Annotated in this window: 22 protein-coding genes; 15 read left to right on the forward strand and 7 right to left on the reverse strand. The window is 66.8% G+C overall.

The genetic code is table 11. The features are described 5' to 3' along the window. Window positions 1–32: 32 nt before the first annotated feature. The 3 genes from A5788_RS06810 to A5788_RS06820 are packed head-to-tail and all read right to left on the reverse strand — an operon-like array spanning window position 33 to window position 2,910. Entirely contained in the window at window positions 33–827 is a 795-nt protein-coding gene (locus A5788_RS06810; protein WP_064869915.1) for a heme ABC transporter ATP-binding protein, read from the reverse strand. Beyond that, entirely contained in the window at window positions 821–1,900 is a 1,080-nt protein-coding gene (locus A5788_RS06815) for a FecCD family ABC transporter permease (protein WP_064869867.1), read from the reverse strand. Before A5788_RS06815 ends, A5788_RS06810 begins: the two co-directional genes overlap by 7 nt. Next, window positions 1,897–2,910 carry a heme/hemin ABC transporter substrate-binding protein gene (locus A5788_RS06820; protein ID WP_442902886.1) on the reverse strand — a complete coding sequence of 338 codons (1,014 nt, stop codon included), beginning with the start codon at window positions 2,908–2,910 and terminating at the stop codon, window positions 1,897–1,899. Before A5788_RS06820 ends, A5788_RS06815 begins: the two co-directional genes overlap by 4 nt. A 191-nt stretch (window positions 2,911–3,101) precedes the next feature. On the opposite strand from A5788_RS06820, the gene A5788_RS06825 reads away from it, so the two are divergent. Genes A5788_RS06825 through map form a run of 3 tightly spaced genes read left to right on the forward strand, consistent with a single transcriptional unit; the run spans window position 3,102 to window position 4,926 of the window. Then, window positions 3,102–3,479 (forward strand): TA system antitoxin ParD family protein, encoded by a 378-nt coding sequence (locus A5788_RS06825; protein WP_049697102.1) that lies wholly within the window; start codon window positions 3,102–3,104, stop codon window positions 3,477–3,479. After that, entirely contained in the window at window positions 3,476–4,066 is a 591-nt protein-coding gene (locus A5788_RS06830) for a zeta toxin family protein (RefSeq protein ID WP_064869869.1), read from the forward strand. The genes A5788_RS06825 and A5788_RS06830 overlap by 4 nt, the downstream gene beginning before the upstream one ends. Continuing rightward, on the forward strand, window positions 4,063–4,926 hold the full coding sequence (map, locus tag A5788_RS06835) for a type I methionyl aminopeptidase (protein WP_064869870.1): 864 nt from the start codon (window positions 4,063–4,065) through the stop codon (window positions 4,924–4,926). The genes A5788_RS06830 and map overlap by 4 nt, the downstream gene beginning before the upstream one ends. A 3-nt stretch (window positions 4,927–4,929) precedes the next feature. On the opposite strand, the gene A5788_RS06840 is transcribed toward map, so the two are convergent. Continuing rightward, entirely contained in the window at window positions 4,930–5,649 is a 720-nt protein-coding gene (locus A5788_RS06840) for an SDR family oxidoreductase (RefSeq protein ID WP_064869871.1), read from the reverse strand. A gap of 143 nt (window positions 5,650–5,792) precedes the next feature. Between A5788_RS06840 and A5788_RS06845 the strand changes: the two genes are divergently transcribed. The 3 genes from A5788_RS06845 (at window position 5,793) to A5788_RS06855 (ending at window position 8,690) form a co-directional block, all read left to right on the forward strand. Beyond that, window positions 5,793–6,188, forward strand: a complete 396-nt coding sequence (locus A5788_RS06845) for a winged helix-turn-helix transcriptional regulator (protein WP_049697106.1) — start codon at window positions 5,793–5,795, stop codon at window positions 6,186–6,188. A gap of 9 nt (window positions 6,189–6,197) precedes the next feature. Next, window positions 6,198–7,757, forward strand: a complete 1,560-nt coding sequence (locus tag A5788_RS06850) for a cobyric acid synthase (protein WP_064869872.1) — start codon at window positions 6,198–6,200, stop codon at window positions 7,755–7,757. A 96-nt stretch (window positions 7,758–7,853) separates the two neighbouring features. Continuing rightward, the gene (locus A5788_RS06855; RefSeq protein WP_082937949.1) at window positions 7,854–8,690 is read left to right on the forward strand and encodes an alpha/beta fold hydrolase; all 837 of its coding nucleotides are present in this window, start codon (window positions 7,854–7,856) and stop codon (window positions 8,688–8,690) included. 56 nt (window positions 8,691–8,746) lie between these two features. Here A5788_RS06855 and A5788_RS06860 read toward each other — a convergent pair whose 3' ends face one another. Further along, on the reverse strand, window positions 8,747–10,162 hold the full coding sequence (locus A5788_RS06860; protein WP_064869873.1) for a mycothione reductase: 1,416 nt from the start codon (window positions 10,160–10,162) through the stop codon (window positions 8,747–8,749). Next, window positions 10,159–11,193: an alpha/beta hydrolase gene (locus tag A5788_RS06865; RefSeq protein WP_064869874.1), complete on the reverse strand. Its 1,035-nt coding sequence runs from the start codon at window positions 11,191–11,193 to the stop codon at window positions 10,159–10,161. The genes A5788_RS06860 and A5788_RS06865 overlap by 4 nt, the downstream gene beginning before the upstream one ends. A gap of 221 nt (window positions 11,194–11,414) precedes the next feature. Between A5788_RS06865 and mqo the strand changes: the two genes are divergently transcribed. From mqo to A5788_RS06895, 6 genes are read left to right on the forward strand one after another with little or no spacing between them, the layout of a single operon-like run. Continuing rightward, entirely contained in the window at window positions 11,415–12,947 is a 1,533-nt protein-coding gene (mqo, locus tag A5788_RS06870) for a malate dehydrogenase (quinone) (protein ID WP_049697463.1), read from the forward strand. Between the two features lie 40 nt (window positions 12,948–12,987). Further along, a complete protein-coding gene (locus A5788_RS06875; protein ID WP_064869875.1) occupies window positions 12,988–13,461 on the forward strand; it encodes a GNAT family N-acetyltransferase in 474 nt (157 codons plus the stop codon). Continuing rightward, on the forward strand, window positions 13,458–15,491 hold the full coding sequence (locus A5788_RS06880; protein WP_064869876.1) for a VWA domain-containing protein: 2,034 nt from the start codon (window positions 13,458–13,460) through the stop codon (window positions 15,489–15,491). The genes A5788_RS06875 and A5788_RS06880 overlap by 4 nt, the downstream gene beginning before the upstream one ends. Before the next feature lie 32 nt (window positions 15,492–15,523). Continuing rightward, window positions 15,524–16,141: a cob(I)yrinic acid a,c-diamide adenosyltransferase gene (gene cobO, locus A5788_RS06885; RefSeq protein ID WP_064869877.1), complete on the forward strand. Its 618-nt coding sequence runs from the start codon at window positions 15,524–15,526 to the stop codon at window positions 16,139–16,141. A 19-nt stretch (window positions 16,142–16,160) separates the two neighbouring features. Continuing rightward, entirely contained in the window at window positions 16,161–17,588 is a 1,428-nt protein-coding gene (locus tag A5788_RS06890; protein ID WP_064869878.1) for a cobyrinate a,c-diamide synthase, read from the forward strand. Beyond that, on the forward strand, window positions 17,588–19,255 hold the full coding sequence (locus A5788_RS06895) for a GAF domain-containing sensor histidine kinase (protein WP_064869917.1): 1,668 nt from the start codon (window positions 17,588–17,590) through the stop codon (window positions 19,253–19,255). Before A5788_RS06890 ends, A5788_RS06895 begins: the two co-directional genes overlap by 1 nt. Window positions 19,256–19,259: 4 nt before the next feature. Here the strand turns inward: A5788_RS06895 and A5788_RS06900 are convergent, their stop codons facing one another. Next, on the reverse strand, window positions 19,260–19,973 hold the full coding sequence (locus A5788_RS06900; protein WP_049697114.1) for a response regulator: 714 nt from the start codon (window positions 19,971–19,973) through the stop codon (window positions 19,260–19,262). Between the two features lie 193 nt (window positions 19,974–20,166). Here A5788_RS06900 and A5788_RS06905 point away from each other — a divergent pair, with 193 nt between their 5' ends. The 3 genes from A5788_RS06905 to cobA all read left to right on the forward strand — a co-directional run bounded on the left by A5788_RS06905 (window position 20,167) and on the right by cobA (window position 22,972). Continuing rightward, on the forward strand, window positions 20,167–21,165 hold the full coding sequence (locus tag A5788_RS06905) for an acyl-ACP desaturase (protein WP_064869879.1): 999 nt from the start codon (window positions 20,167–20,169) through the stop codon (window positions 21,163–21,165). Further along, on the forward strand, window positions 21,162–21,503 hold the full coding sequence (locus A5788_RS06910) for a hypothetical protein (protein ID WP_082937950.1): 342 nt from the start codon (window positions 21,162–21,164) through the stop codon (window positions 21,501–21,503). Before A5788_RS06905 ends, A5788_RS06910 begins: the two co-directional genes overlap by 4 nt. 116 nt (window positions 21,504–21,619) lie before the next feature. Beyond that, a complete protein-coding gene (cobA, locus tag A5788_RS06915) occupies window positions 21,620–22,972 on the forward strand; it encodes a uroporphyrinogen-III C-methyltransferase (RefSeq protein ID WP_064869918.1) in 1,353 nt (450 codons plus the stop codon). Window positions 22,973–22,986 lie beyond the last annotated feature (14 nt).

Consider the following 22,986-nt stretch of genomic DNA (forward strand, 5'->3'; position numbering starts at 1 on the left):
GCGCTTCTGAGCGTCGAGTGGGTAGTTCGTGCTCAGCGTCGTCGCGGGATGATCACCGGTTGGCCGGTCTCGGGGTGGTCCCAGATCTCGACGGGGTGGTCGTAGGTCTCCGATAGTCGGTCCGCGGTCATCACCTCGCGCACCGAGCCGACGGCCAGCAGGTGGCCCTCCTTCATCAGGGCGACGCGGTCGGCGTAGGCGGCGGCGAGCGAAAGGTCGTGGACCACAAGCAGAATGGCTGCGCCGTTGTCGCGGTGGTTGCGCAAGATGTCAAGGACGCCCTCTTGGTGGTGGATGTCGAGGGCCGCGGTCGGTTCGTCGAGAAGCATGATCGGGGTCGACTGCGCGAGTGCGCGACCCAGCGAGACGCGTGCCTGCTGGCCTCCAGAGAGTTGTCCGAATGGGCGCTCGGCGATCTCGTCGAGGTGGCACAGCCGCATCGACTCGGCGATGATCTGCGGTGACTCGGCGGCCTGCGGAGTGCGCAGCCACGGATACCGACCCATCTCGACGACCTCGGTGACCGTGAACGGAGTATCCGGACGATTCTGCTGGGTCACCAGCGAGCGTGCCCGCGCCAGATCCCGTGCGTGCATTCCGGAAATGTCGACGCCGCCGACAGTCACACGGCCCGCCTGCGGAGTTCGTAGACCCGCCATCACCGACAGCAGCGTCGACTTTCCGCATCCGTTGGGGCCGACCAGCACGACGAGTTCGCCGGGTGCGACCTCCAGCGTGACGTCGCGGACCACGGTTCGCCCGCCGAGTTCGACGTCGATGTGCTCTCCGAGCAGCCCGTCCGTTGTCGGGGTGTCAGCGCTCACCAGCCGGCTCCGGCGTTTCGACTGCGGCGTAGGAGCAGGAAGAAGACCGGTCCGCCGACGATCGAGGTGAACAGGCCGAGCGGCAGGCTCGCGGGAGGCATGACGGTCCGTGCCGCGAGATCGGCGGCGGCGAGCACCAGTGCGCCGCCGATGACGCTGGTCGGCAACAGGATCGAATGTCGGGGTCCGACGATGAGCCGCATGAGGTGCGGCACGATCAGTCCGACGAACATCACGATGCCGGTGAACGCGACGGCTGCCGCGGTGAGGATGGCCACCAGGACGATGACCTGCCGACGCACCACCTCGACGTTCACGCCCAGCGACGCAGCCTGCACCTCGCCGAGAGCGAGCAGATCGAGCTTGTGCACCAACAGAAACGACGCCGCGACGGCCGCCACGACTAGCGGCAGCGCCACCCACACCGGTCCCCAGCCGATGCCTTCGAGTGAACCGAGTTGCCAGAACACGATCTGCTCGCGGGCTGTCGTCGACGCGATGAATGTGAGGTAGGCGATGATGCCGAGAGCGAAGGCGTTGACGGCGATCCCGGTGAGCACCAACATGATCGGCGACGACGAGCCTTCGCGCAGCGAGAGCACGTACACCGCTGCGGAGGTGGCGAGCGCGAAGACGAACGCGACAGCGGCGAGCGCCCACCCGTTCACTCCGACGCCGCCGACGACGATCATCAGCGCAGCGCCGACGGCGGCACCCGACGACACTCCGACGACGCCGGGTTCGGCGAGGGGATTGGCCAGGACGCCCTGCATGAGACACCCGCCCGCACCGAGCGCGGCGCCGACGATGAGGCCCATGACAATCCGGGGGAAGCGAACGTTCCACAGTGTGTACTCACCGATGTCGGCCGGAAGCGGTCCGATCGACAGGTGGAGGTGGTGTGCGAGGCTGCCGAGGACTTCGACAGGCGACACGCTGACCTGCCCGACGGCCGCCGAGGTGATCACCACCAGAACGGTCAACACCAGGAGTGCCACGATCACGACGACGCCGGATACGCGGCCGCCGTGGGTGGTGAGGTGTCGCGATCGCGACGGTGAGGTCTGCAGGGTCATACGTAGATGGCCCGGGCGAGTGCGCCGAGCACCTTCCCTGTGTCGGGTCCGAACGAGAGCATCTCGGTCTCGTCCATCTGGACCACACGACGCGCTTTGCCCGCACTGGTCTGCGAGACACCGGGGAGCGCGAGGACGCCGTCGAGCCCGCCGACCGAGTCGGCGCCCTGGGTCATCACGAGGATCACATCGGGATTCGCGCTGAGCAGGGCTTCCGTGGTGACCTGGGTGAACCCGGGCTTGAGCCCCGACGCGGTTCCGGCGTCGGTGCCGCCGAGCGCTGCGATGAGATCATCGGCCCCCGATTGCGGTCCGGACATGAGCACCAGTCGTGGGCCGCGGATGTAGAGAAACGCCATGCGCGGATTGCCCGACGGATTGGGCACCGCTGCTCGGGCGTCGGTGATCTCCTTCTCGGTCCGTGTCACGAGTTGCTCGCCGGCCTGCCGAACACCGAGGGCTGCGGCAACGTCGCGGATGAGGGCCGGAGTGGTGGCAATCGTTCGAGTGGAGGTGAACGCCACCACCGGGATACCGGAGTTACGAATCTGATCGACGGCGCCGGGCGGCGTCGTGTCCTCGTCGACGAGCACCACCGTGGGGTTCAGCGCGAGCACCGCCTCGGCGCTGAGCGTGTGTCCGTTGGTCGTGACGAGGGGGAGCTTCGACGCTGACGGGAAGGTCGTCGACCTATCGCGGCCGACCACCCGAGAACCCAGACCAAGTGAGAACACGGTGTTGGAAAGCGTTCCGTTGCGATCGATCGCGATGATGCGGCTGGTGTCGGTGACCGTCACCGTGCCGTGTCCGACGGAGTCGACCGTCGCGGGCAGCGTGATGGTCGGTGTCGCGGTGACCGGCACGACGTCGGGGTCGGGAAGTGTCGCCGTCGACGGTCCGTTGCGCAGGTGTGCGGTCGCGGAAACCGAACTGCTCGTCGACTGTTGGATGGGTGCGGTGCTACAGCCCGCGACGAGCGCGACCAGCGCTCCCAGCAACACCGCGAGCACCCGTGAAGACCTCAATCGCCCGCGACCTCCCGCTTTCCCCGACATGCCATCTGTGCCACCTGGAGCAATGCGTCGGCTTAGTCTCACCTTAGTCGTCGCATCGGCTGCGACGTCCGAGGGATCTGGCTCTCATCCGGCTCTGGCCGTAGCAGATTGCTACACTGGGTTGAGGTTCGTGGTCAGGAGGAGTCATGACGAACGTTGCCGACAAGGTAACTCGATTCTCGTCGGAGCTTGTCGACGCCGCGGCGTCGGAGGGCCGACGCGAACAGCGCTCTGCGCGACAGCAACTCGAGCACTGGGTGCGGGTCGGTCGTGAGGTGTCCGACCAGCGGCAGGTCGCCCGACGTCGTGTCGAAGCCGCGCTCGCCGGACGGCTCCCGCTCGGTGATCTGTCGATCGAGGAGGGGGCGGTGTTCAACGCAGAGATCGCCGCATCCCTCGAAGAGTCGCTCGCCACAGGCAATCACGTCGCCGATCGTGCGGCTCGTGGTCTCGCGACGGTGGCACTCGACGACCAGGGACGCGTCGTGAAGCATCTGCCTGACGGTACGCAGATCGTTCTGTGAAGCGGCTCGACCTCGTCGTCGGGTCCAACGGTTCTGGTAAGACGACGTTCGTCGAGCAGCGCCTCGCGCCGCTACTGCCCGGCAGCGTATTCGTCAACGCCGACGTGATCGCCCGCGATCGCTGGCCCGAGGCTCCCGAGGCGCACTCCTACGAGGCAGCCCGCATCGCCTCGACGATCCGCGAGACGCTGATCGAGCAGGGCGAGTCCTTCGTCGCCGAGACCGTGTTCTCCCACCCGTCGAAGCTGCACCTGATCACCCGCGCGCGACGATCGGGCTACGTCGTGGTCCTCCACGTCGTGCTCGTACCCGTCGAACTCTCCGTGGCGCGTGTCGCCGAACGGGTCGTCGAAGGCGGGCATTTCGTGCCGGAGGACAAGATCCGCGGCAGGTATGCGCGTCTGTGGGCTCTGGTGTCCGCCGCGATCGGCATGGTCGATCACGCGACCGTGTACGACAACTCGGCTCCCGACGTCACGCGGATCGTCGCACGCTTCGTCGACGGCGACCACGCGGGCACGGCGCAGTGGCCGTCGTGGGCGCCCCACGAACTGATCGAGATCACGGAGCCTAGTCTGGAGGTATGACCGTGCGCACTGCTCTTCGACCAGGAAAGCCGACACCCATCCGTCAGGTGCCCGACTCCATTGAGCGCCCCGAATATGTGTGGAAGCCGACCGTCAACGAGGGCCACGAGCCGTGGGTGCAGAGCCCCGAGGTCATCGAGAAGGTGCGCGTGGCGTCGAAGATCGCCGCCAACGCGCTCGCCGAGGCCGGTAAGGCCGTGGCTCCCGGTGTGACCACCGACGAGCTCGACCGTATTGCACACGAGTACATGACCGACCACGGTGCATACCCATCGACGTTGGGCTACAAAGACTTTCCCAAGTCATGCTGCACGTCGCTCAACGAGGTCATCTGTCACGGAATCCCCGATTCGACGGTCATCGAAGACGGCGACATCGTGAACATCGACGTGACCGCATACATCGACGGCGCGCACGGTGACACCAATGCGACGTTCCTGGCGGGCGATGTCTCGCAGGAGGTGCGGGATCTGGTGGAGCGCACCAGGATCGCCACCGAACGAGCGATCAAGGCGGTCAAGCCAGGTCGCGAGCTCAACGTCATCGGACGGGTGATCGAGGCGTACGCGAACAGGTTCGGCTACACCGTGGTTCGCGATTTCACCGGGCATGGGATCGGCGAGACCTTCCACAACGGGCTCGTCGTGCTGCACTACGACCAGCCCAACGTCGAGACCGTGATCGAACCCGGCATGGTGTTCACGATCGAACCGATGATCAACCTCGGCGGGCTGCCCTGGGAGATGTGGGACGACGGCTGGACCGTTGTCACCGCAGACAAGAAGTGGACCGCGCAGTTCGAGCACACACTCGTCGTCACCGACGACGGCGCCGAGGTTCTGACGATCCCCGACGCGTAGCGATCACGCGCTGCGTGCCCCGCCTTCGACGTGGATGGTCTCCCCGGACACGAATCCCGCGGTGAGCAGCCATTCGGCAGCGTCGACGATGTCGTCGACGGCGCCGACGCGCCCGGAGAGGTTGCCGCCCGCGACACCGTCGAAGAACGCGCTTCGGTCGGCCTCGGGCATGGCGTCCCAGGTTCCGGAGTCGATGATTCCGGGCGAGATCGCGTTCACGCGAATGGGTTTCAGTTCGTTGGCCAGATGGCTGACCGCGAACGAGACCGCCCCGTTCGTGATGCCCATGACCGAGTAGCCCGGCGAAGGCTTCCACGCGGCGACGCCCGAGAACAGGGTGATCGATCCGCTCGGTGGCAGCTTCGGTGCGAAGTGCTTGGCCAGCAGCATCGGCCCGATCACTTTGGCGTCGAACGCCTTGACTGTCGCATCGTGGTCGAGTTCGGCAACGGGCACATTGTGGTGTGCCGCAGCGGTACTCACGATGTGGTCGACGGCCCCGAGTTCGGCAGCGGCCGCGGCGATCGACTGTTCGTCGGTGACGTCTATCGCGATCCCGCGCCCGTCACGGAGTCCGGCAGCCGCCTTCTCCGCGGAATCGATGTCGCGCGCGCCGATGATCACCGACGCTCCCGCGGCGTCGGCTCGGCGTGCGATCGCCAGTCCGAGGTTCTTGGCACCGCCGACGACGAGGACGGTGGTTCCGGACAGGTGTGCGCTCATGGCGTGGTCCCTTCAGATCGGTAAGCTGAACACCGACCACGGTATGGATTTGATACCGGTATCTTCAACGAAATCGTCGACGACCAGCGCAGATCGAGGCGTCTAGCGGTGCCGGGAGCGCGAACTGCGGTGAGAGGAAAGAGATGGCCAAGGCGTACGACGTGATGGCGGCGACGTGTCCGAGTCGGGTTGTGCTGCACCGGATCGGGGCGCGGTGGACGGTGTTCGTCATCACCGCGCTCTCCGACGGCCCGATGCGCTTCAGCGCGCTCAAGGCGCATATCGAGGGCATCACCCCGAAGGTGTTGACGGAGACGCTGCGGGCCCTGCACTATGACGGACTCGTCGACCGCCTCGACCTCGGTGGCCAGCCGCCGCACGTGGAGTACCAACTCACCGATCTCGGTCGGTCATTGTTGGTGCCGCTGGCCGCGGTGCGGGCGTGGGCGGAGGATCATGTACCCGACGTCGAGGACGCGCATCGACGCTTCGACGACGGCGATCTCGCTCCGACGCGTGCCGACGGAGCACCCCGATAGGGTGAGCCGGTGACGGACTTACGCGGAGCGCTCCTCGTCGGGGGTACGAGTTCTGACGCGGGTAAGAGCCTCGTCGTCGCCGGATTGTGTCGGGCACTCGTGCGCGAGGGTGTGCGGGTCGCGCCGTTCAAGGCGCAGAACATGTCCAACAATTCGGTCGTCACGCTCGATGGCGGTGAGATCGGTCGTGCGCAGGCGTTACAGGCCACAGCGTGCGGACTCCCGCCGTCGACACGATTCAACCCGGTGCTGCTGAAACCGGGCAGTGACCGACGTTCGCACGTCGTGGTCCGCGGCAGGCCTGCCGGCGATGTGGGTGCGCGGGACTACCTCACCCGCCGTGCGGAGCTGCGCGAGGTGGTCGCCGACGAACTCGCCTCTCTGCGTGCAGAATTCGACGTCGTCATCTGCGAAGGCGCAGGATCGGTCGCCGAGATCAACCTCCGCGCCTCCGACATCGCCAACATGGGTCTCGCGCGATCGGCAGACCTTCCGGTGATCCTCGTCTCCGATATCGACCGCGGCGGATCGCTCGCGCACCTGTTCGGCACCACCGCGATCCTCGAACCTGCCGACCAGGCGTTGGTCGCCGGGTACGTCATCAACAAGTTCCGTGGCGACCAGACGATCCTCGACCCGGGCCTGCACACCCTCGGCGCGCTGACCGGTCGCCCGACCCTCGGCGTGCTCCCGTATGTCGACGACCTGTGGATCGACGCCGAGGACTCGCTGGCCGCGCCGGTGGGGCGCCGTGTCGGCCCGCCGGAAGCCGCCGGTGCGTTCAGAACAGGCCAGGGCGCGTCCGAGCGGCTGTCGGTGGCAGCCATCCGGTTGCCACGTATCTCGAACTCCACCGACGTCGAGGCACTCGCCTGCGAGCCGGGTGTCGATGTCACCTGGGTCGCCGACCCGGCGTCGGTACGCGCCGCAGACCTGGTCGTCGTGCCGGGAACCCGCGCAACCGTGGCCGATCTCGCGTGGCTTCGTGAACGCGGCCTCGACGTCGCGTTGACCGAACGCGCGGCGCGGCACGGCGCGATCCTCGGTATCTGCGGCGGCTTCCAGATGTTGGGCAGACGGATCGTCGACTCGGTCGAATCCTCTGGTGGGGCCGTTGTCGACGGTCTCGGTCTGCTCGACGTCGACGTGCGATTCGAGCCGGAGAAGGTGCTGCGCACGACGACCGGCGTCGTCGACGGCGTCGAGGTCGCCGGGTACGAGATCCACCACGGTAGGGTCGTCGACTCGTCGGAAGCGTCGTGGATAGACGACGACGAGCAGGGTCCGGAGGGTGCCCGCCGGGACGCGATATGGGGCACGCACTGGCACGGACTGCTGGCGTCGAACGAGTTCAGGCGCCGTTACCTGCGTGAGGTCGCTGCCGTCGCGGGTAAACACTTTGAACCGGCAGGCGACACAGACGTCGCCGCGATCCGGGGCAGGCAACTCGATCTGATGGCAGACCTGGTGACAGCACACCTCGACATGGCCGCGATCTGCGACATCATCGGCAGCGGCGCACCGCGACGGGCGCCGACGATAGCCCACTACCTGGGCGAGAACCGGTGAGTGGTTGCCGACGCATCGGTGAGTAGTGAGATTTGCAACCTGTGACCCGGCTCAACCCGCTGATTCAGCGGCGATCCCGCCGCTAGGGTTGGTGGAGTGGAAACTGAGCGGCGCGAGATCACAGTCGGCGACCTGACCTTCGACGTTCGCGTCGGCGGTCCTGACCGCGGCCCCTGGGTGCTGCTGTTGCACGGGTTCCCGGTGAACAGCTCCTGCTACGACGACGTCGCCAACCGCCTGCACGAGTCCGGCCTGCGCACCATCCAGGTCGACCAGCGCGGCTACAGCCCGGGGGCGCGTCCCGAGGGGGTCGAGGCCTACCGGCTCGAGGCACTCGTCGACGACGCACTCGGCGTACTCGATGCGCTCGACGTGCCGTACGCGATTCTCGTCGGTCACGACTGGGGTGGAATCGTCGCCTGGCACCTCGCAGGTAAGCACCCCGACCGGTTCACCGGCCTGGTTGTGGCGAGCACGGGCCATCCGTCGGCGATGCGTGATGCGATCAAAGACCCGGACGCCGTCGACGATCAGCGCGAGAAGTCGGCGTACATCAAGGATTTCATCGCCGAGGGTGCCGAGGAGATGCTCCTGGCGCGCGACGGGGTGCTGCTGCGTCGCGCAGGTGTGACGGCCGAGGAATTGGCTCCGCTGCGCGAACCGGGGGCGTTGACGGCAGGACTCAACTGGTACCGCGCCAACTTCACCGGCGACGTCGCCGCGACCCTCTCGTGCCCACCGATCGAAATCCCCACCACCCTGGTGTGGAGCGACGGCGACACCGCGCTCGGTCGGGCGCAGGCCGAGGGGAGTGGGCGCTACGTCTACGGCGACTACCGGTTCTGTGAACTGTCCGGCATCGACCACTGGATTCCGCAGAAGGCCGCGAAGGAGTTGGCCAGCGAGATAGCGCTGCGCTCAGCGGTGTTCTGACAAACCTCGCTGCGCTCGGTGGTGTTCTGAGCGGGACGCTGCGCGCCAGGTGCGGGTCAGAACTCCAACCCGAGCAGAGCGTTCTCCAGAACCTCCGGCATGGCCGGGTGAATCCAGTACTGCCCGCGCGCCATCTCTTCGACGCCGAGGCCGAAGCTCATCGCCTGGATTGCAGGCTGAATCAGCGTCGGTGCCTGCGGGCCGATGATGTGGACTCCGAGTAGTCGGTGGGTCTCCCGGTCGGCGATGACCTTGCATGCGCCGGTCGTGTCCTCCATCGCCCAGCCGTAAGCGACGTCGCCGAACTCCTGCACCTTGACCGCGATGTTGTGGCCGCCGTCGCGCGCTTCGAACTCGGTCAAGCCCACCGCAGCGACCTGCGGGTGGGTGAACACCGCAGCGGGCACGACGTCGTGCTGGAAGGTGTCGAGATCTGTTGCGTCCCAACCCTTGAGCAGATTGTCGGCCACCACCCGCTCCTCGTGATTGGCCACGTGCTTGAGCTGGAACGGCGAACTCACGTCGCCGAGTGCCCACACTCCACGCGCACCGGTGCGGCCGTGGGAATCCACCTCGACGCGGCCGTCGTCGGTCAGGTCGAGGCCGATCGTGTCGATGCCGAGGCGGTCTCCGTTGGATACGCGCCCGGTCGCCACGAGAAGGACGTCGGCTTCGACGATCTCGTCGTCGCCGAGGGTGAGTCGGATCCCGCCGTCTGCAAGATTCTCGGCGGAGACCAGGTCGCGCTCGAGCCGAACGTCCCACTTGCCGCTCGCGATGTCGGTGAACCGCGTCGACAACTCGGTGTCGAGCTTGCGGAGCAGCCGCGGACCGCGCGCCAGAATCGTGACCTGTGTGCCGAGTGAGCCGAAGACGTGTGCGAATTCGGCTGCGATGTAACCACTTCCGAGGATGATCATGCGGCGCGGAAGGTCGGGGAGTCGCATCACGTCGTTGTTGGTGTGATAGGTCACGCCCGATTCGGCGATCCCTGCCGGTATCACCGGGCGCGAACCCGCTGCGATAACAACCTCGCGGGCGAGCACCAGAGCGTCGGCGGTGACGAGCCGGTAGAGCCCGTCGTCGTCGCGTCCGTCGAATTCGACGTGGGAGGCGTAGACGGTGATGTTCTCGCATTCGAGTTCGCGGTACTGCAGGCCGCCGGTCGAGATGGGATCGATCCGGCCGAACACCCTGTCGCGAATCGCGGGCCAGTCGACGCCGTCGACCCGGGAATGAACGCCGAAACGGTCACCGTCGGAGGCGATGTCGGCGACCTCGGCCGGATAGACGAACATCTTCGTCGGGATGCAGCCGACATTCAGGCAGGTCCCGCCGTAGATGCCCTCTTCGAAGATGGCGATCTGCTTGTCGGCGAAGCGGTCGTCGGGAATCGAGTTGCCGCTGCCGCTTCCGATGATCGCGAGATCGACTGTCTGCGTAGCGGATCGGGTGTCGGAAGTTGCGGTCATGATGCGCTCCTCGCTGGCGACGGGTCGACGACGGTGTCGAGCCACCGATCGACCTCGGAGTATGCCTGTGTGCGCGCCGACTCGACGGACAGGAATACGTCGTGGCGTGCACCGGCGATGGGCGCGATCGTGACGTGACCGCCAAGACTGCCGCTCCACCGCGCGATCTGCGTGACGTCGAGTACGACATCGGCCGCGTCGACCGCAGGCGAGTAACTCTTGGCGAACTTCGTTGCGTCCGAGCGCAACACGAGTGTCGGTACGCCCACATCGATGCCGTGATGGAGGTGGCGCTGGCCCGAGCGGACCGCGTTGAGGAATCCGAACGTGACCGGAAAGCCGCCGAGTGGCTTCTTCGTGAGGTCGTAGGCCCACTCTCCGTGGGAGTCGACATGCAGGCTCTCGCCGTAGGCCGCGGAGAGTTCGCGGGTGAGCGTCTCGAAGGGGCGCACGGCCGCAAGGCCTTTGACGACCATCGTCACCGGATACGAGCGCAGCACGGGCTTGCCCTGCAGGTCGAGCCACGGGCTGTTGAGCAGCAGCCCCGACACGCGCGCGTGGCGCTCCGGCGATGCGGTGCGTAGACGATCGAGCCACAGCGGGGTGATCAATCCACCCGTCGAGTGGGCGGCGATCAGTACCGGTGTGTCGGCGGTGAAGTCGTCGGCGATGGCATCGAGTGCGAGCCCGAGCTCGAGATCGTAGGCAGCCAGGTCGCGGACGAAGTGGGGCGTCTGCCCGTCGAGCAGCGAACGTCCACATTTGCGTAGATCCAGCGCGTAGAACGCGTACCCGCGGTCGTGGAAGTGATCGGCGAGGGGCTCGTGAAAGAAGTAGTCGGTGAATCCGTGGACGTAGAGCACCGCGCCATTGGTTGCGGCCGCCGGTGCGGTGGGTTTGCGAACCAGGGTTGCGGTGATCGGGTCCTCGCCATCCGGGTCGGGGCCGAGGTCGAAGGTCCGTACCTCGTAGTGGTCGAGGAAGCCGTCGGGTTGCCAACCGGAATCGCGGTCGGTGGGATCATCTTGCACCGAGGAGGTCGACTGCTGACTAGTCGACTCTGGGGACACAGTCACGATTTCCACTGTAAAGGCGCATCCGAGGTAGGCACGCAAGTGTCATCCGGCCCACACTTGGCGGAGGCGATTCGGGCGGCTACACACTCATGGGGAACAATGGTCGACGTGGACGAAGATTCGTCCTCCGCAACACAAGACAGTGTTGTCGAGTGGAGTCTGAAGTGGGGTCCGAGTTGTCTGAATCGGTGATCAAGACGGACGTTGCGCTCGTGGGTGCAGGCATCATGAGTGCCACCCTTGGTGCGCTGCTGCGGCAGGTGCAGCCTGATTGGACCATCAGCCTCTTCGAACGGCTCGATGCCGCGGCCGCGGAGAGCAGTGACCCGTGGAACAACGCGGGCACCGGCCATTCGGCGTTGTGCGAGCTCAACTACACACCGAAGACTGCGGATGGTGGCGTCGACACCACCAAGGCGATCGCCATCAATGAGCAGTTCCAGGTCTCTCGACAGTTCTGGGCCTACGCGGTCGACAACGACATCATCTCCCGCCCCTCGGAGTTCATCAATCCGATTCCGCACGTCAGCTTCACCCACGGTGACGCGGGCGTCGACTATCTCCGTAAGCGCTACGACGCGCTCTCGAAAGAAGTTCTCTTCGAGGGCATGGAGTACATCACCGATCCGAGCGAATTCAGTGCGCGCCTCCCGCTGATGTCGCAGGGACGTGACTTCTCCGACCCGGTCGCGTTGAACTGGTTCACCGAGGGCACCGACGTCGACTTCGGTTCGCTCACCCAGAAGCTCCTCAATTTCGTGGGCAAGGGTGGCGACATCTACTTCGGTCACTCCGTGACCAACCTGGACAAGCAGTCCGACGGAAGCTGGATCGTCAAGGTGCGCAACGTCCGTACCGGCGAGAAGTGGACCGTCCACGCCAAGTTCGTGTTCGTCGGCGCGGGCGGCGGTGCGCTGCACCTGCTGCAGAAGTCCGGCATCAAGGAAGCCAAGGGCTTCGGCGGATTCCCGGTCTCGGGCGAGTTCTTCCGCTGCAACAACCCCGAGCTCATCGAGGAGCACCACGCCAAGGTGTACGGCCAGGCTGCCGTCGGCGCGCCGCCGATGTCGGTGCCACACCTCGACACCCGTGTCATCAATCATCGCCAGGGCCTGCTGTTCGGTCCGTACGCCGGATGGTCGCCGAAGTTCCTCAAGAGCGGCAAGATGACGGACCTGCTGAGCACGGTCAAGCCCGGAAACGTGCTGCCCATGCTCTCCATCGCACCGCAGGAGTTCGGTCTGCTCAAGTACCTCATCGGCGAACTCGCCGCGAGTCCCGCCGACCGCGTCGACACCCTGCGTGAGTTCGTTCCCCGCGCCTTGGGCGAGGATTGGGAGCTCATCACCGCGGGTCAGCGCGTGCAGGTCATCCGTAAGAACAAAGACGGTGTCGGCGGAAAGCTCGAGTTCGGCACGGCGGTCGTCGCCGCCGGAGACGGCACACTCGCAGGCCTCCTCGGAGCGTCGCCCGGTGCGTCGACGGCAGTTCCGGCGATGCTCTCGGTTCTCGAACAGTGCTTCCCGGCCGACTTCGAGCGCTGGACGCCGAAGCTGACCGAGATGATTCCGTCGTTCGGTAAGAAGCTCTCCGACAACGCCGACCTGTTCCACCAGGTCTGGGATTGGACCAGCAACAGTCTCGAACTGCGTCGCAACACCGTCGACGCTCCGGCCGACGCCGACGTCGAGCCCGCGCCGGCAGGCTGAGTTGTGACGTGCGTGCTGTCGGTGTGATAGTCACGACACCATGACCTCTGGGCAGCTTCATCGCAGCTTCACAGCCGACCTCGACGTCGAGACGCTGTACAACATCCTGCGATTGCGGGTGGATGTGTTCGTCGTCGAGCAGTCCTGTCCGTACCCGGAGCTCGACGGTCGGGATCTCGAACCCGCCACCCGCCAGCTCTGGGTGTCCGACGACGAGGGGCGTGTGGTCGCGACGTTGCGGCTCCTCGAGGATTCCGGGGCGCCTGGTGACGGCGAGATGTATCGGATCGGGCGCGTGTGCACCGACCGGTCTCGCAGAGGCGAGGGCATGACCGCGCGTCTCATCGAGACAGCGCTCGCCGAGGTCGGTGAGCATCCGTGCCGTATCGAGGCGCAGAGCTATCTCATCGACATGTACGCGAAGTTCGGTTTCGTCGTCGACAGCGAGGAGTACCTCGAGGACGGCATCCCGCACGTCTCGATGATCCGACCTGCCAGAAGCACGCGCTCATGAGCGGCAGGCACGCTGTCGCCGCTCCGGCGAGCACCGCCGCCACACCCGCCCGGTATCCGTTCAGCGCGGTTGTCGGGCAGGAGCGGCTGAAGTTGGCGTTGATCCTGTGTGCGGTGTCGCCGGGTATCGGCGGTGTGCTGATCCGCGGCGAGAAGGGGACAGCGAAATCGACCATCGTGCGCGGACTCGGACCACTGATCGCCCATGAGGGCACGGCACACGAGGGTGTCAGCGCGTCGTCGGCGGGCAGAGTCGTCGAACTCCCCATCGGTGCCACCGAGGATCGCGTCGTCGGCTCGTTGGATCTGACGGCCGTACTGCGCGACGGCGAGGCGGTGTTCACGCCTGGCCTGCTTGCCCGTGCCGACGGGGGAGTGCTCTACATCGACGAGGTCAATCTCCTCGCCGACCACCTCGTCGACGTGCTGCTCGACGCCGCGGCCAGTGGGCGGGTGACCATCGAGCGCGACGGCGTCTCACATACCCAGGCCGCCGACTTCGTGCTCGTCGGAACGATGAATCCCGAAGAGGGAGAACTACGTCCGCAGCTGCTCGACCGTTTCGGGCTGGCCGTCGACGTCACCGCGGCGCGCGAGGTCGACGACCGCGTCGAGGTCATTCGACGCCGGATGGACTTCGACGCAGATCCCGATCGCTTCGTCGAACGCTATGCCGACGACGAACGGGCACTCTCGGACCGGATCGCCGCCGCTCGCGCAACCGTGGGAGACGTCGAGATCAGCGAGCGAGAACTACGACGCATCGCAGGCATCTGCGCACACCTCGACGTCGACGGGCTACGCGGCGATATCGTCGTCGCCCGCACCGCGGCCGCACACGCGGCACTGCGCGGAGCCACGTCGGTGACCGAGGAAGATGTGCGCGTCGGCGTCGAACTCGCTCTGCCACACCGTCGACGACGAGATCCCTTCGACGAGTCGGGCATGTCCGAGCAGCAACTCGACGACGCGCTTTCGGCAGGCGACGACGCCGCGGGCCCTCCGGAAGAGCCGGAGCCGGACCCGGACGGGCCCGACGGTGCTCCCGCGCCCGAGCAACGCGACGAGTCTTCCGCTGACTTCAATCCTGCTGACTCCGATCCCACTGTCCCGCAACCGGATTCCAGCGACGAGCCTGTCGAGCAGGACGTCTCCGGACAGTCGCAGCAACCGCCGCGCGGGCAGATGTTCGGAACCGCGGCGTCGAGTTCCGGTGTGCGCATGCGGCGCCTGCGGGCCGACGGGGTCGGTGACGGCGATCCGGGTAAGCGGTCACGCGCACGAAGCCGTCGCGGGCACACCGTGTCCGACACCGACTTCGCGCCGGGAGGTCTGGTCCACCTCTTCGGGACAGTGCTGCGCGCCGCACGGCGTTCGGTGGCCACCACTGAGATATCGACGACGCCCGAGCGGCTATCGGTTGCACCGGTCGATCTGCGTGGGGCACAACGCATCGGGCAGGAGGGCAACCTGGTGGTGTTCGTCGTCGACCTCAGCGGGTCGATGACGGCACGCAGGCGACTGAGCGCCGTGAGCCGCTTATGCGTTGACCTCCTGCGCGATTCGTACACACGGCGCGATCGGGTCGCGGTGATCGTCGCGCGCGGATCGCGTGCAGAACTCGCTGTGCCACCGACGAAATCGGTCGATATCGCCGTGCGGCGACTCGCCGACATCAGAACCGGTGGCCGAACCCCGTTGGCGGAGGGACTGATCGAGGCGCAACGGGTCATCGAGCGCGCCCGACGAGCCGATCCCCGACGTCGACCGCTGCTCGTGGTGCTGACCGACGGTCGGGCTACCGCGGGACCAGACGCCGCCGGGCGCGCATCGGTTGCGGCGCAGCGTATTCGGCGCAATGGCATCGACAGCGTCGTCGTCGACTGCGAGCAGGGCGTGGTTCGACTCGGACTCGCCGCGGATCTTGCCGTGCGCCTCGGGGCGCAGACGATGCGAATGGACGAGCTGTCGGTGGCGGCGTTGTCGGCCCCCGCGACCGACCGGCGTCAGTCGCGCACGTCGGCCGCCTGATCCGAGTCCGCGCGAGAATAGGGAGAGTTACTGTGCCGCAGGGTGTTCCGCAGACGGTCCCCGACGACGGGTTGACCACCCGGCAGCGTCGACAGCAGCCGGTACTGGCCGTGCACACCGGTGACGGCAAAGGAAAGTCGACGGCGGCGTTCGGGATGGCGATGCGCGCATGGAATGCGGGTTTGCGCGTGGCGGTCTTCCAGTTCGTCAAGAGCGCGAAATGGCGTGTGGGAGAAGAGTCGGCGATGGCCGCGCTCGGCGAGATCCACACCGAACAGGGCATCGGCGGGCCCGTCGAGTGGCACAAGATGGGCCAGGGATGGTCGTGGCTGCGCGCCAATGCCGACGTCGCCGACGATCACGCCGCAGCGGCGCGTGCGGGGTGGGCCGAGATCGCCCGTCGTCTCGCCGACGAGCAGCACGACTTCTACGTGCTCGACGAGTTCACCTACCCCCTCGACTGGGGATGGATCGACACCGACGACGTGGTGCGGACACTCGTCGACCGACCCGGCCGCCAACACGTGGTCATTACCGGACGTCGTGCTCCCGAGGCACTCATCGACGCCGCCGACCTGGTGACTGAGATGCGCAAGGTCGCGCATCCGATGGACGCGGGACGCAAGGGCCAGAAGGGAATCGAGTGGTGAGCCGCGTGGCGAGGGCGACATGACGTCGATCCCCACAGTCGTCGTGGCCGCGCCGTCGTCGGGTAGCGGCAAGACCACCGTGAGCACCGGGCTGATCGGTGCGCTACGCCGCGCCGGGCACCGGGTTGCGCCGTTCAAAGTCGGCCCCGACTACATCGATCCCGGCTATCACGCGGTCGCCGCGGGCCGTGTCGGTCGCAACCTCGACCCCAACCTGGTCGGAGCCGACCTGATCGGGCCGCTGTTCGCGGCCGGTAGTCTCGACGCCGACATCGCGGTGGTGGAAGGCGTCATGGGGCTCTTCGACGGCAGGATCACCGCCGACGACGTCGCCGACGCGGACCCGATCGGCACGGGCTCCACCGCGCACGTCGCAGCACTGCTGAACGCGCCGGTCGTTCTTGTCGTCGACGCCGCGGGTCACAGTCAGTCGCTCGCGGCGCTGCTGCACGGCTTCGTCGGCTACGAACCGTCGGTGCGGATCGCGGGTGTCGTGCTCAATCGGGTTGGTTCCCCGCGACACGAGGCGGTGCTGCGACAGGCGTGTGCGCGAGTCGGGATGCCCGTGCTCGGGGTGCTGCGTCGCGACTCGCGCCTTCAGGTGCCCTCTCGCCACCTGGGGCTGATTCCCGCCGCGGAGAGGTCGGTCGAGGCCGTCGAAGCTGTCGACGCGATGTCGGAAATGGTCGGCGCAGCACTGGATCTCGAGGCGATCGTCGCGCTCGCGGAATCGGGGGGCGCCACGCTGTCGGAGCCGTGGTCGGCGGCCGACGCCATCGTAGACGCGGGAATGGGCGCGCAATCCGCACGTCCCCACTCTGCTCGTCCCAACTCTGGTAGCCCTGTCGTCGCGATCGCTGCGGGTGCTGCGTTCACCTTCGGGTACGCCGAGCACGCGGAGCTGTTACGCGCGGCCGGTGCGGAGGTCGTCGAGTTCGATCCGTTGGTCGACCGCCTGCCCGAGCGCGCAGCGGGACTCGTCGTCGGAGGGGGATTCCCCGAGGAACACGCAGACAAGCTGGCGGCCAATCATGAACTGCGAGAAGACATCGCGACGCTGAACCGCGCGGGTGGTCCCATCCACGGGGAGTGCGCAGGCCTGCTGTACCTCACGCGAGAGCTCGACGGGCATCGCATGACCGGGGTGATCGATGCGGTCGGTCGGTTCGGTCCCTCGCTCACCCTCGGATATCGCGATGCCGTGGCGGTCACAGATTCGGTGCTCTATCGGCCGGGCGAACGAGTCACCGGGCACGAGTTCCACCGCAGCGTCGTCGAACTCGATACGGGGGCGCCTGCGTGGGCGTGGCGTGACCATCATGGCGCATCAGGAATGCACGGCGTGGCGACGTCGAATGTCCACGCGTCGTATCTGCACGTGCACCCGGCGGCGGTGCCGACATCGATTGCGCGGTTCGTGCGCGCGTGCGAGCCGAAGGAGACGTGATGGCGGAGAGCAAGGTTGCGCAGGTGCTCGACATCCTGCGTGAGCACGGCGTCGACGATCCGGCGATCCTGCGTGATCTCCTCGAGGCGGTGCTTGTCGTCGGGCAGGGACTCGACCTCGACGAAGCCCTCCAGCGGATCGTCGAAGTCGCTGTCGGAGTCGTCGATGCTCGCTACGGCGCGCTGGGTGTGCGCGGTCCCGACGGTGGGCTGTCGGAGTTCGTGTACACGGGGATCACTCCGGACGAGCGGTCTGCGATGGGGTCGCTGCCGGTCGGCAAGGGAGTGCTGGGGGTCCTGATCAACGACCCCCACATCCTGCGCATTCCGGACCTGGCGAAACACCCTGCGTCGGTGGGCTTTCCGGCGAACCATCCGCCGATGACGACATTCCTCGGTGCTCCGATCATCATCCGTGGCTCCAACTTCGGCCGCATCTACCTGACCGAGAAGCGTGGCGCCGACGAGTTCTCGCCGCTCGACGAAGCGCTGATCGCGGTGCTCGCGGTGGCCGCCGGGATCGCCGTCGACAATGCCCAGTTGTTCGAGAGCTCACGCACGAGGCAGCGGTGGATGCAGGTGCTGGTGCGCCGCGGCTCCGAGCCGCTCTCGGGAATCGCGTTGGAGGACACGCTGTCTCGGATGTGTACCGACGTGGCCGATCTGGTCGGCGCCTCCGACGTCCTCATCTTGAGCGACGAAACCGACAGCGGAGACGACATCGTGCTCAGCGGACACACGGGCGGGCCGATCGAGTTCGATCCCGCGGAGTTCTCGGCGCCGACGGGGACGGGGATGTCGATCGTGCCGATCGCCGATCTCTCGCCCGCCCTCGGCCGGCGGGGCGCTCGCTGGGCGACGGTGCAGCCGCTCGCGCGCGCCTCGGGGGCTTTCGGGTGGATCGTGATCACACATGTCGACGAGCCGGTGTGGGAGGCCGAGGAGGCCTCGGGCCTGGCCGGCGTCTCCGAAGTGGCGTCGTTGGCGATGGTGTACGCGGAGCAGCAGCAGGTCGCCCGCGACCTCGAGGTGCTCTCCGACCGTCACAGAATTGCCCGCGACCTGCACGACCACGTAATTCAGCGACTGTTCGCGATCGGCATGTCGATCCAGACGATGCTCGCGGCCGGCGGGAGCGGTGCGTCGGTACGATTCGACGACGCCGCGCGCGCCGAGCGGCTCGAACAGGTGATGACCGACCTCGACCGCACGATCGCGCAGATCCGCACCTCGATCTTCGACCTGCAGACCGTCCCCGGGCATCACGACACCGCGACGTTGCGGCGCCGCGTCCTCGACATCGTGTCCGAACTCTCGGTCCACGCGCCGATCGCGCCGAGTGTGCAATTCGACGGCCCGGTCGACACCGTTGTCCCCGACGCGCTGGGGCCACACATCGACGCCGTGCTGCGCGAGGGACTGTCGAATGCGCTGCGCCACGCGCACGCCGAGCACATCTCGGTGTCGGTGAGCGCCGACGACGTGCTGTCGGTCGAGATCACCGACGACGGGGTGGGTATCAGTACCGACGTCACCTACCGCGGTCTGGAGAACCTCACTCGCCGCGCAGAGGAATGCGACGGCACCTTCACCGTCGTCACCAATCCTCGTGTGGCGCCCGGCCGTTCGTCGGGGACGACGCTGACCTGGTCGGTGCCGCTCACCTAGCGGCTCAGGCCTTGCCGTCGCGGATCTTGGTGGCCATCACCGCGACCTGGGTGCGTCGCTGCATGTCGAGCTTGGCGAGGATACGTGAGACGTAATTCTTGATCGTCTTCTCCGCCAGGAACATTCGCTGAGCGATCTGGCGGTTCGTCAGCCCGTCGCCGATGAGGTTGAACACCTCGCGTTCCTGATGGGTGAGCTCCGCGAGAGGGTCGGACGGCTTGTTCTTGCCGTCGCGCAGCTTGGCGAGCAGTGCGGCGGTCGAACGGTCGTCGAGCAGCGAGCCGCCCCGTCCGACGGTGCGTACGGCCGCGATGAGGTTATGGCCGAGGATCTGCTTGAGCACGAAGCCGGACGCACCCGCGAGTACCGCGGCGAGGAGTGCGTCGTCGTCGGCGTAACTGGTGAGCATGAGGCATCGGATCTCGGGTTCGGCGGCACGCACGTCGCGGCACAATTCGACGCCGTTGCCGTCGGGGAGCCGGACGTCGAGGACCGCGACGTCGGGCTTGGCGGCGAGGATGCCCACGCGGCCCTCGCCGACCGACGCGGCCTCGCCGACCACCTCGATGTCGTCGGCCGTGCTGAGCAGGTCACGGAGACCTCGACGCACCAACTCGTGGTCGTCGACGAGGAAGACGCGCACCCTCGACTCGTCCGGCGCGGTGTCCGACGCCGTGGGATCTGACGCCGCGGGGGCCGGCTGACCTTCGGAATGCATGTACCGAAATTACCGCAGGTCGAAGTTGAGTTCGCGACGTCGGTCCCCATCCACTCGGGACTTTGGTCTCACTCACGCCCCCTGCGTCACACGCGAGAGTGAATATCTGTCGGTGGAGGTCGGTGGTCGGGCCGAGCGGAACCGGACGACGCACCGCTACGCGCGGCGTCGACGACGAGAGCGAGGAGAGACAGTGACGAGCCTCATCGGGCCAGGAATCAGCGACACCGGAATGACCGGTTCGGATCTCCTGCGGGAGTTGCTTCCCGTGTGCGAGACCGAGGTCGAGCGGCACATGAAGATGACCAAGGACTGGCATCCACACGACTACGTGCCCTGGGACGAGGGGCGTAACTTCGCTGCTCTCGGCGGCGTGGACTGGGATCCGGAGCAGTCGCAGCTCTCCGATGTCGCGAAGGCCGCGATGATCACCAACCTGCTCACCGAGGACAACCTGCCGTCGTATCACCGGGTGATCGCGGAGAACTTCTCCCTCGACGACGCCTGGGGCTTCTGGGTGGGGCGCTGGACCGCCGAGGAGATGCGTCACTCGACGGTGATGCGCGACTACCTCGTCGTGACCCGCGGCGTCGACCCGGTGGAACTCGAAGAGACCCGCATGGCGCACATGACGTCGGGTTTCAATCCGCTGCCCGAGGACGACGGCCAGCGTGACCACAGCTTCGACATGCTCTTCGCGGTCAGCTACGTCAGCTTCCAGGAACTCGCGACGCGCGTGAGCCACCGCAACACCGGCAAGGCATGCGGCGACCCGATCGCCGACCGCATGCTGCAGCGGGTCGCCGCCGACGAGAACCTGCACATGCTCTTCTACCGCAACGTCGTTGCGGGCGCCCTCGACCTGGTTCCCGATCAGGCGATGTGCGCCATCTACAGCATCGTGTCGAACTTCCAGATGCCCGGCGCGACGATGCCCAACTTCCGGCGCAATGCGGTGCTGATCGCCAAGGGCGGCATCTACGATCTGCCGCAACATCTTTCGGAGGTCGTCATGCCGGTCCTGCGCAAGTGGCGGATCTTCGAACGCGACGACTTCGGGCCGCTCGGTGAGATGTACCGGGAGAAACTGGCCGACTACCTCGAAGAGATGAACGTCAAGGTCGAGAAGTTCGAGCGCGCCCGCGAACGCGCACTCGAACGCGAGGCGAAGAAGGCGAGGGCAGGAGCGTGACCGTGATCGACAACAGGCTGGCACTGACGATCTCGCCCGCGGACGACGCCGGGGCACGGGATTGTGACGGGTGTTGCGGCGCGTGCGAGCGTGAGACCCCCGACCAGCGCGATGTCCCCGAAGGCTTCGACGAGGCGATCATGATGGCCGAGGCCGCCACGTTGCACAACCCGACCCGGTGGAATGAGATCCGCACCCACGCACCGGATTCCGCTGCAGGGGAGTACTGCTCGTCGATCCTCCTCGGCGCGTTGTTGCAGTCCGCGGCGCACCGGCTCGGGGTGCCCGCCGCCGACGTGTGGTCTTACGTCCGACGCGTCGGTGAGCTGCCGCTCTGAGTTGGTGAACCCGTGAATCGGTGATCCTCGACGATCGCGAGGGTGCGGTCCGCCTCTTGCGGGCCGACCCGTCGCGATCCGGACGCACGCGCGTCTCGTCGGTAGGATCAGCACCCATGTCAGACGATGCGTCCGCGGTACCCGGTGGCGATAAAGACAGTGGCAATAACGACAAGAGTGGCGACAACGTCCACTATCTCGCCGGGCTCGATCTGCACGGACGAAAGGTGGTTGTCGTCGGTGGTGGGTCGGTTGCGCAGCGTCGACTTCCGAATCTTGTGGCCGCCGGCGCGCGGGTAGAGGTCGTCGCGATTGATCCGACGCCCGCCGTCGAGTCGTTTCCCGGGGTCGTCGTGCACAAGCGTGCGTATGTCGACGGCGATCTCGACGGGGCGTGGTACGCGATGGCGTGTACCGACGATCCCGATGTGAACGCAGCGGTCGTCGCCGAGGCGGAGCGTCGACACACGTTCTGTGTGCGGGCCGACGAAGCGCGGTGGGGCAGTGCTGTCACCCCGGCGTCGGGGCGACACCGCGACGTGCAGTTCGGGGTGCTGGCGAGCGGCGACCACAGGTTGTCGGCGGCCTTGCGCGCCGCGATCTCGCGGGCACTGGCCGACGGCTCACTCGACGTCGACGAGCAGCCGCACCCGCCGGGGGTCGCGCTCGTCGGAGGTGGCCCGGGCGACCCCGACCTCATCACCGTGCGCGGACTCAAACTGCTGATGGCGGCCGACGTCGTCGTCGCGGATCGGTTGGCGCCGCCTGAGCTGTTGGCCTCGCTCGGTCCGCAGGTGGAGATCATCGATGCCGCCAAGGTGCCCTACGGGCGGGCGATGAAGCAGGAGGCCATCAACGACGTCCTCACTTCGAAAGCTAAGGAGGGCAAGTTCGTCGTGCGGTTCAAGGGTGGCGATCCGTATGTCTACGGTCGCGGCTTCGAGGAGCTGCAGGCATGCGTGGCCGCAGGGGTTCCGGTGACCGTGGTCCCCGGCATCACCAGCCCCATCTCCGTGCCGAGTTCTGCCGGCATCCCGGTCACGCATCGAGGCGTCACCCATGAGGTCGTGATCGCCTCGGGGCACGTCCGGCCCGGACACCCCGATTCGCTCATCGACTGGTCGGTGCTCGCACAGCTACGCGGAACGCTGGTGCTGATGATGGCCGTCGAACGTGTCGACGTCTTCGCCGACGCGCTCCTGGCAGGCGGCAAGCCCGGCGACACCCCGGTCGCGATGATCGAGAACGGATCGCTGCCGACCCAACGCCTCATCCGCACCGACCTCGCCCACGCCGGCGAGACCGCCGCGCGCGAAGGACTCAAGCCGCCCGCGATCGTCGTGATCGGCGCCGTCGCGGGATTCGACGATGCCGATGCCGTCGCGGCGTTCGGTGATCTCGACAGAGCTCGATCAGCGGGGGACGAGGCTCGATCAGCGGGGGACGAGGCTCGATCAGCGCGACGGTAGGGTGCCGGGCCGTC

It is taken from the genome of Gordonia sp. 852002-50816_SCH5313054-c, assembly GCF_001665925.1.
GTDB lineage: Bacteria > Actinomycetota > Actinomycetes > Mycobacteriales > Mycobacteriaceae > Gordonia > Gordonia jacobaea.

Excerpts from the sequence above, each read along its gene's own strand:
- A5788_RS06815 (WP_064869867.1), bottom strand. The coding sequence starts at position 1,900 with ATGACCCTGCAGACCTCACCGTCGCGATCGCGACACCTCACCACCCAC.
- A5788_RS06825 (WP_049697102.1), top strand. The coding sequence starts at position 3,102 with ATGACGAACGTTGCCGACAAGGTAACTCGATTCTCGTCGGAGCTTGTC.
- map (WP_064869870.1), top strand. The coding sequence starts at position 4,063 with ATGACCGTGCGCACTGCTCTTCGACCAGGAAAGCCGACACCCATCCGT.
- A5788_RS06840 (WP_064869871.1), bottom strand. The coding sequence starts at position 5,649 with ATGAGCGCACACCTGTCCGGAACCACCGTCCTCGTCGTCGGCGGTGCC.
- A5788_RS06845 (WP_049697106.1), top strand. The coding sequence starts at position 5,793 with ATGGCCAAGGCGTACGACGTGATGGCGGCGACGTGTCCGAGTCGGGTT.
- A5788_RS06860 (WP_064869873.1), bottom strand. The coding sequence starts at position 10,162 with ATGACCGCAACTTCCGACACCCGATCCGCTACGCAGACAGTCGATCTC.
- A5788_RS06875 (WP_064869875.1), top strand. The coding sequence starts at position 12,988 with ATGACCTCTGGGCAGCTTCATCGCAGCTTCACAGCCGACCTCGACGTC.
- A5788_RS06880 (WP_064869876.1), top strand. The coding sequence starts at position 13,458 with ATGAGCGGCAGGCACGCTGTCGCCGCTCCGGCGAGCACCGCCGCCACA.
- A5788_RS06890 (WP_064869878.1), top strand. The coding sequence starts at position 16,161 with ATGACGTCGATCCCCACAGTCGTCGTGGCCGCGCCGTCGTCGGGTAGC.
- A5788_RS06895 (WP_064869917.1), top strand. The coding sequence starts at position 17,588 with ATGGCGGAGAGCAAGGTTGCGCAGGTGCTCGACATCCTGCGTGAGCAC.
- A5788_RS06900 (WP_049697114.1), bottom strand. The coding sequence starts at position 19,973 with ATGCATTCCGAAGGTCAGCCGGCCCCCGCGGCGTCAGATCCCACGGCG.
- cobA (WP_064869918.1), top strand. The coding sequence starts at position 21,620 with ATGTCAGACGATGCGTCCGCGGTACCCGGTGGCGATAAAGACAGTGGC.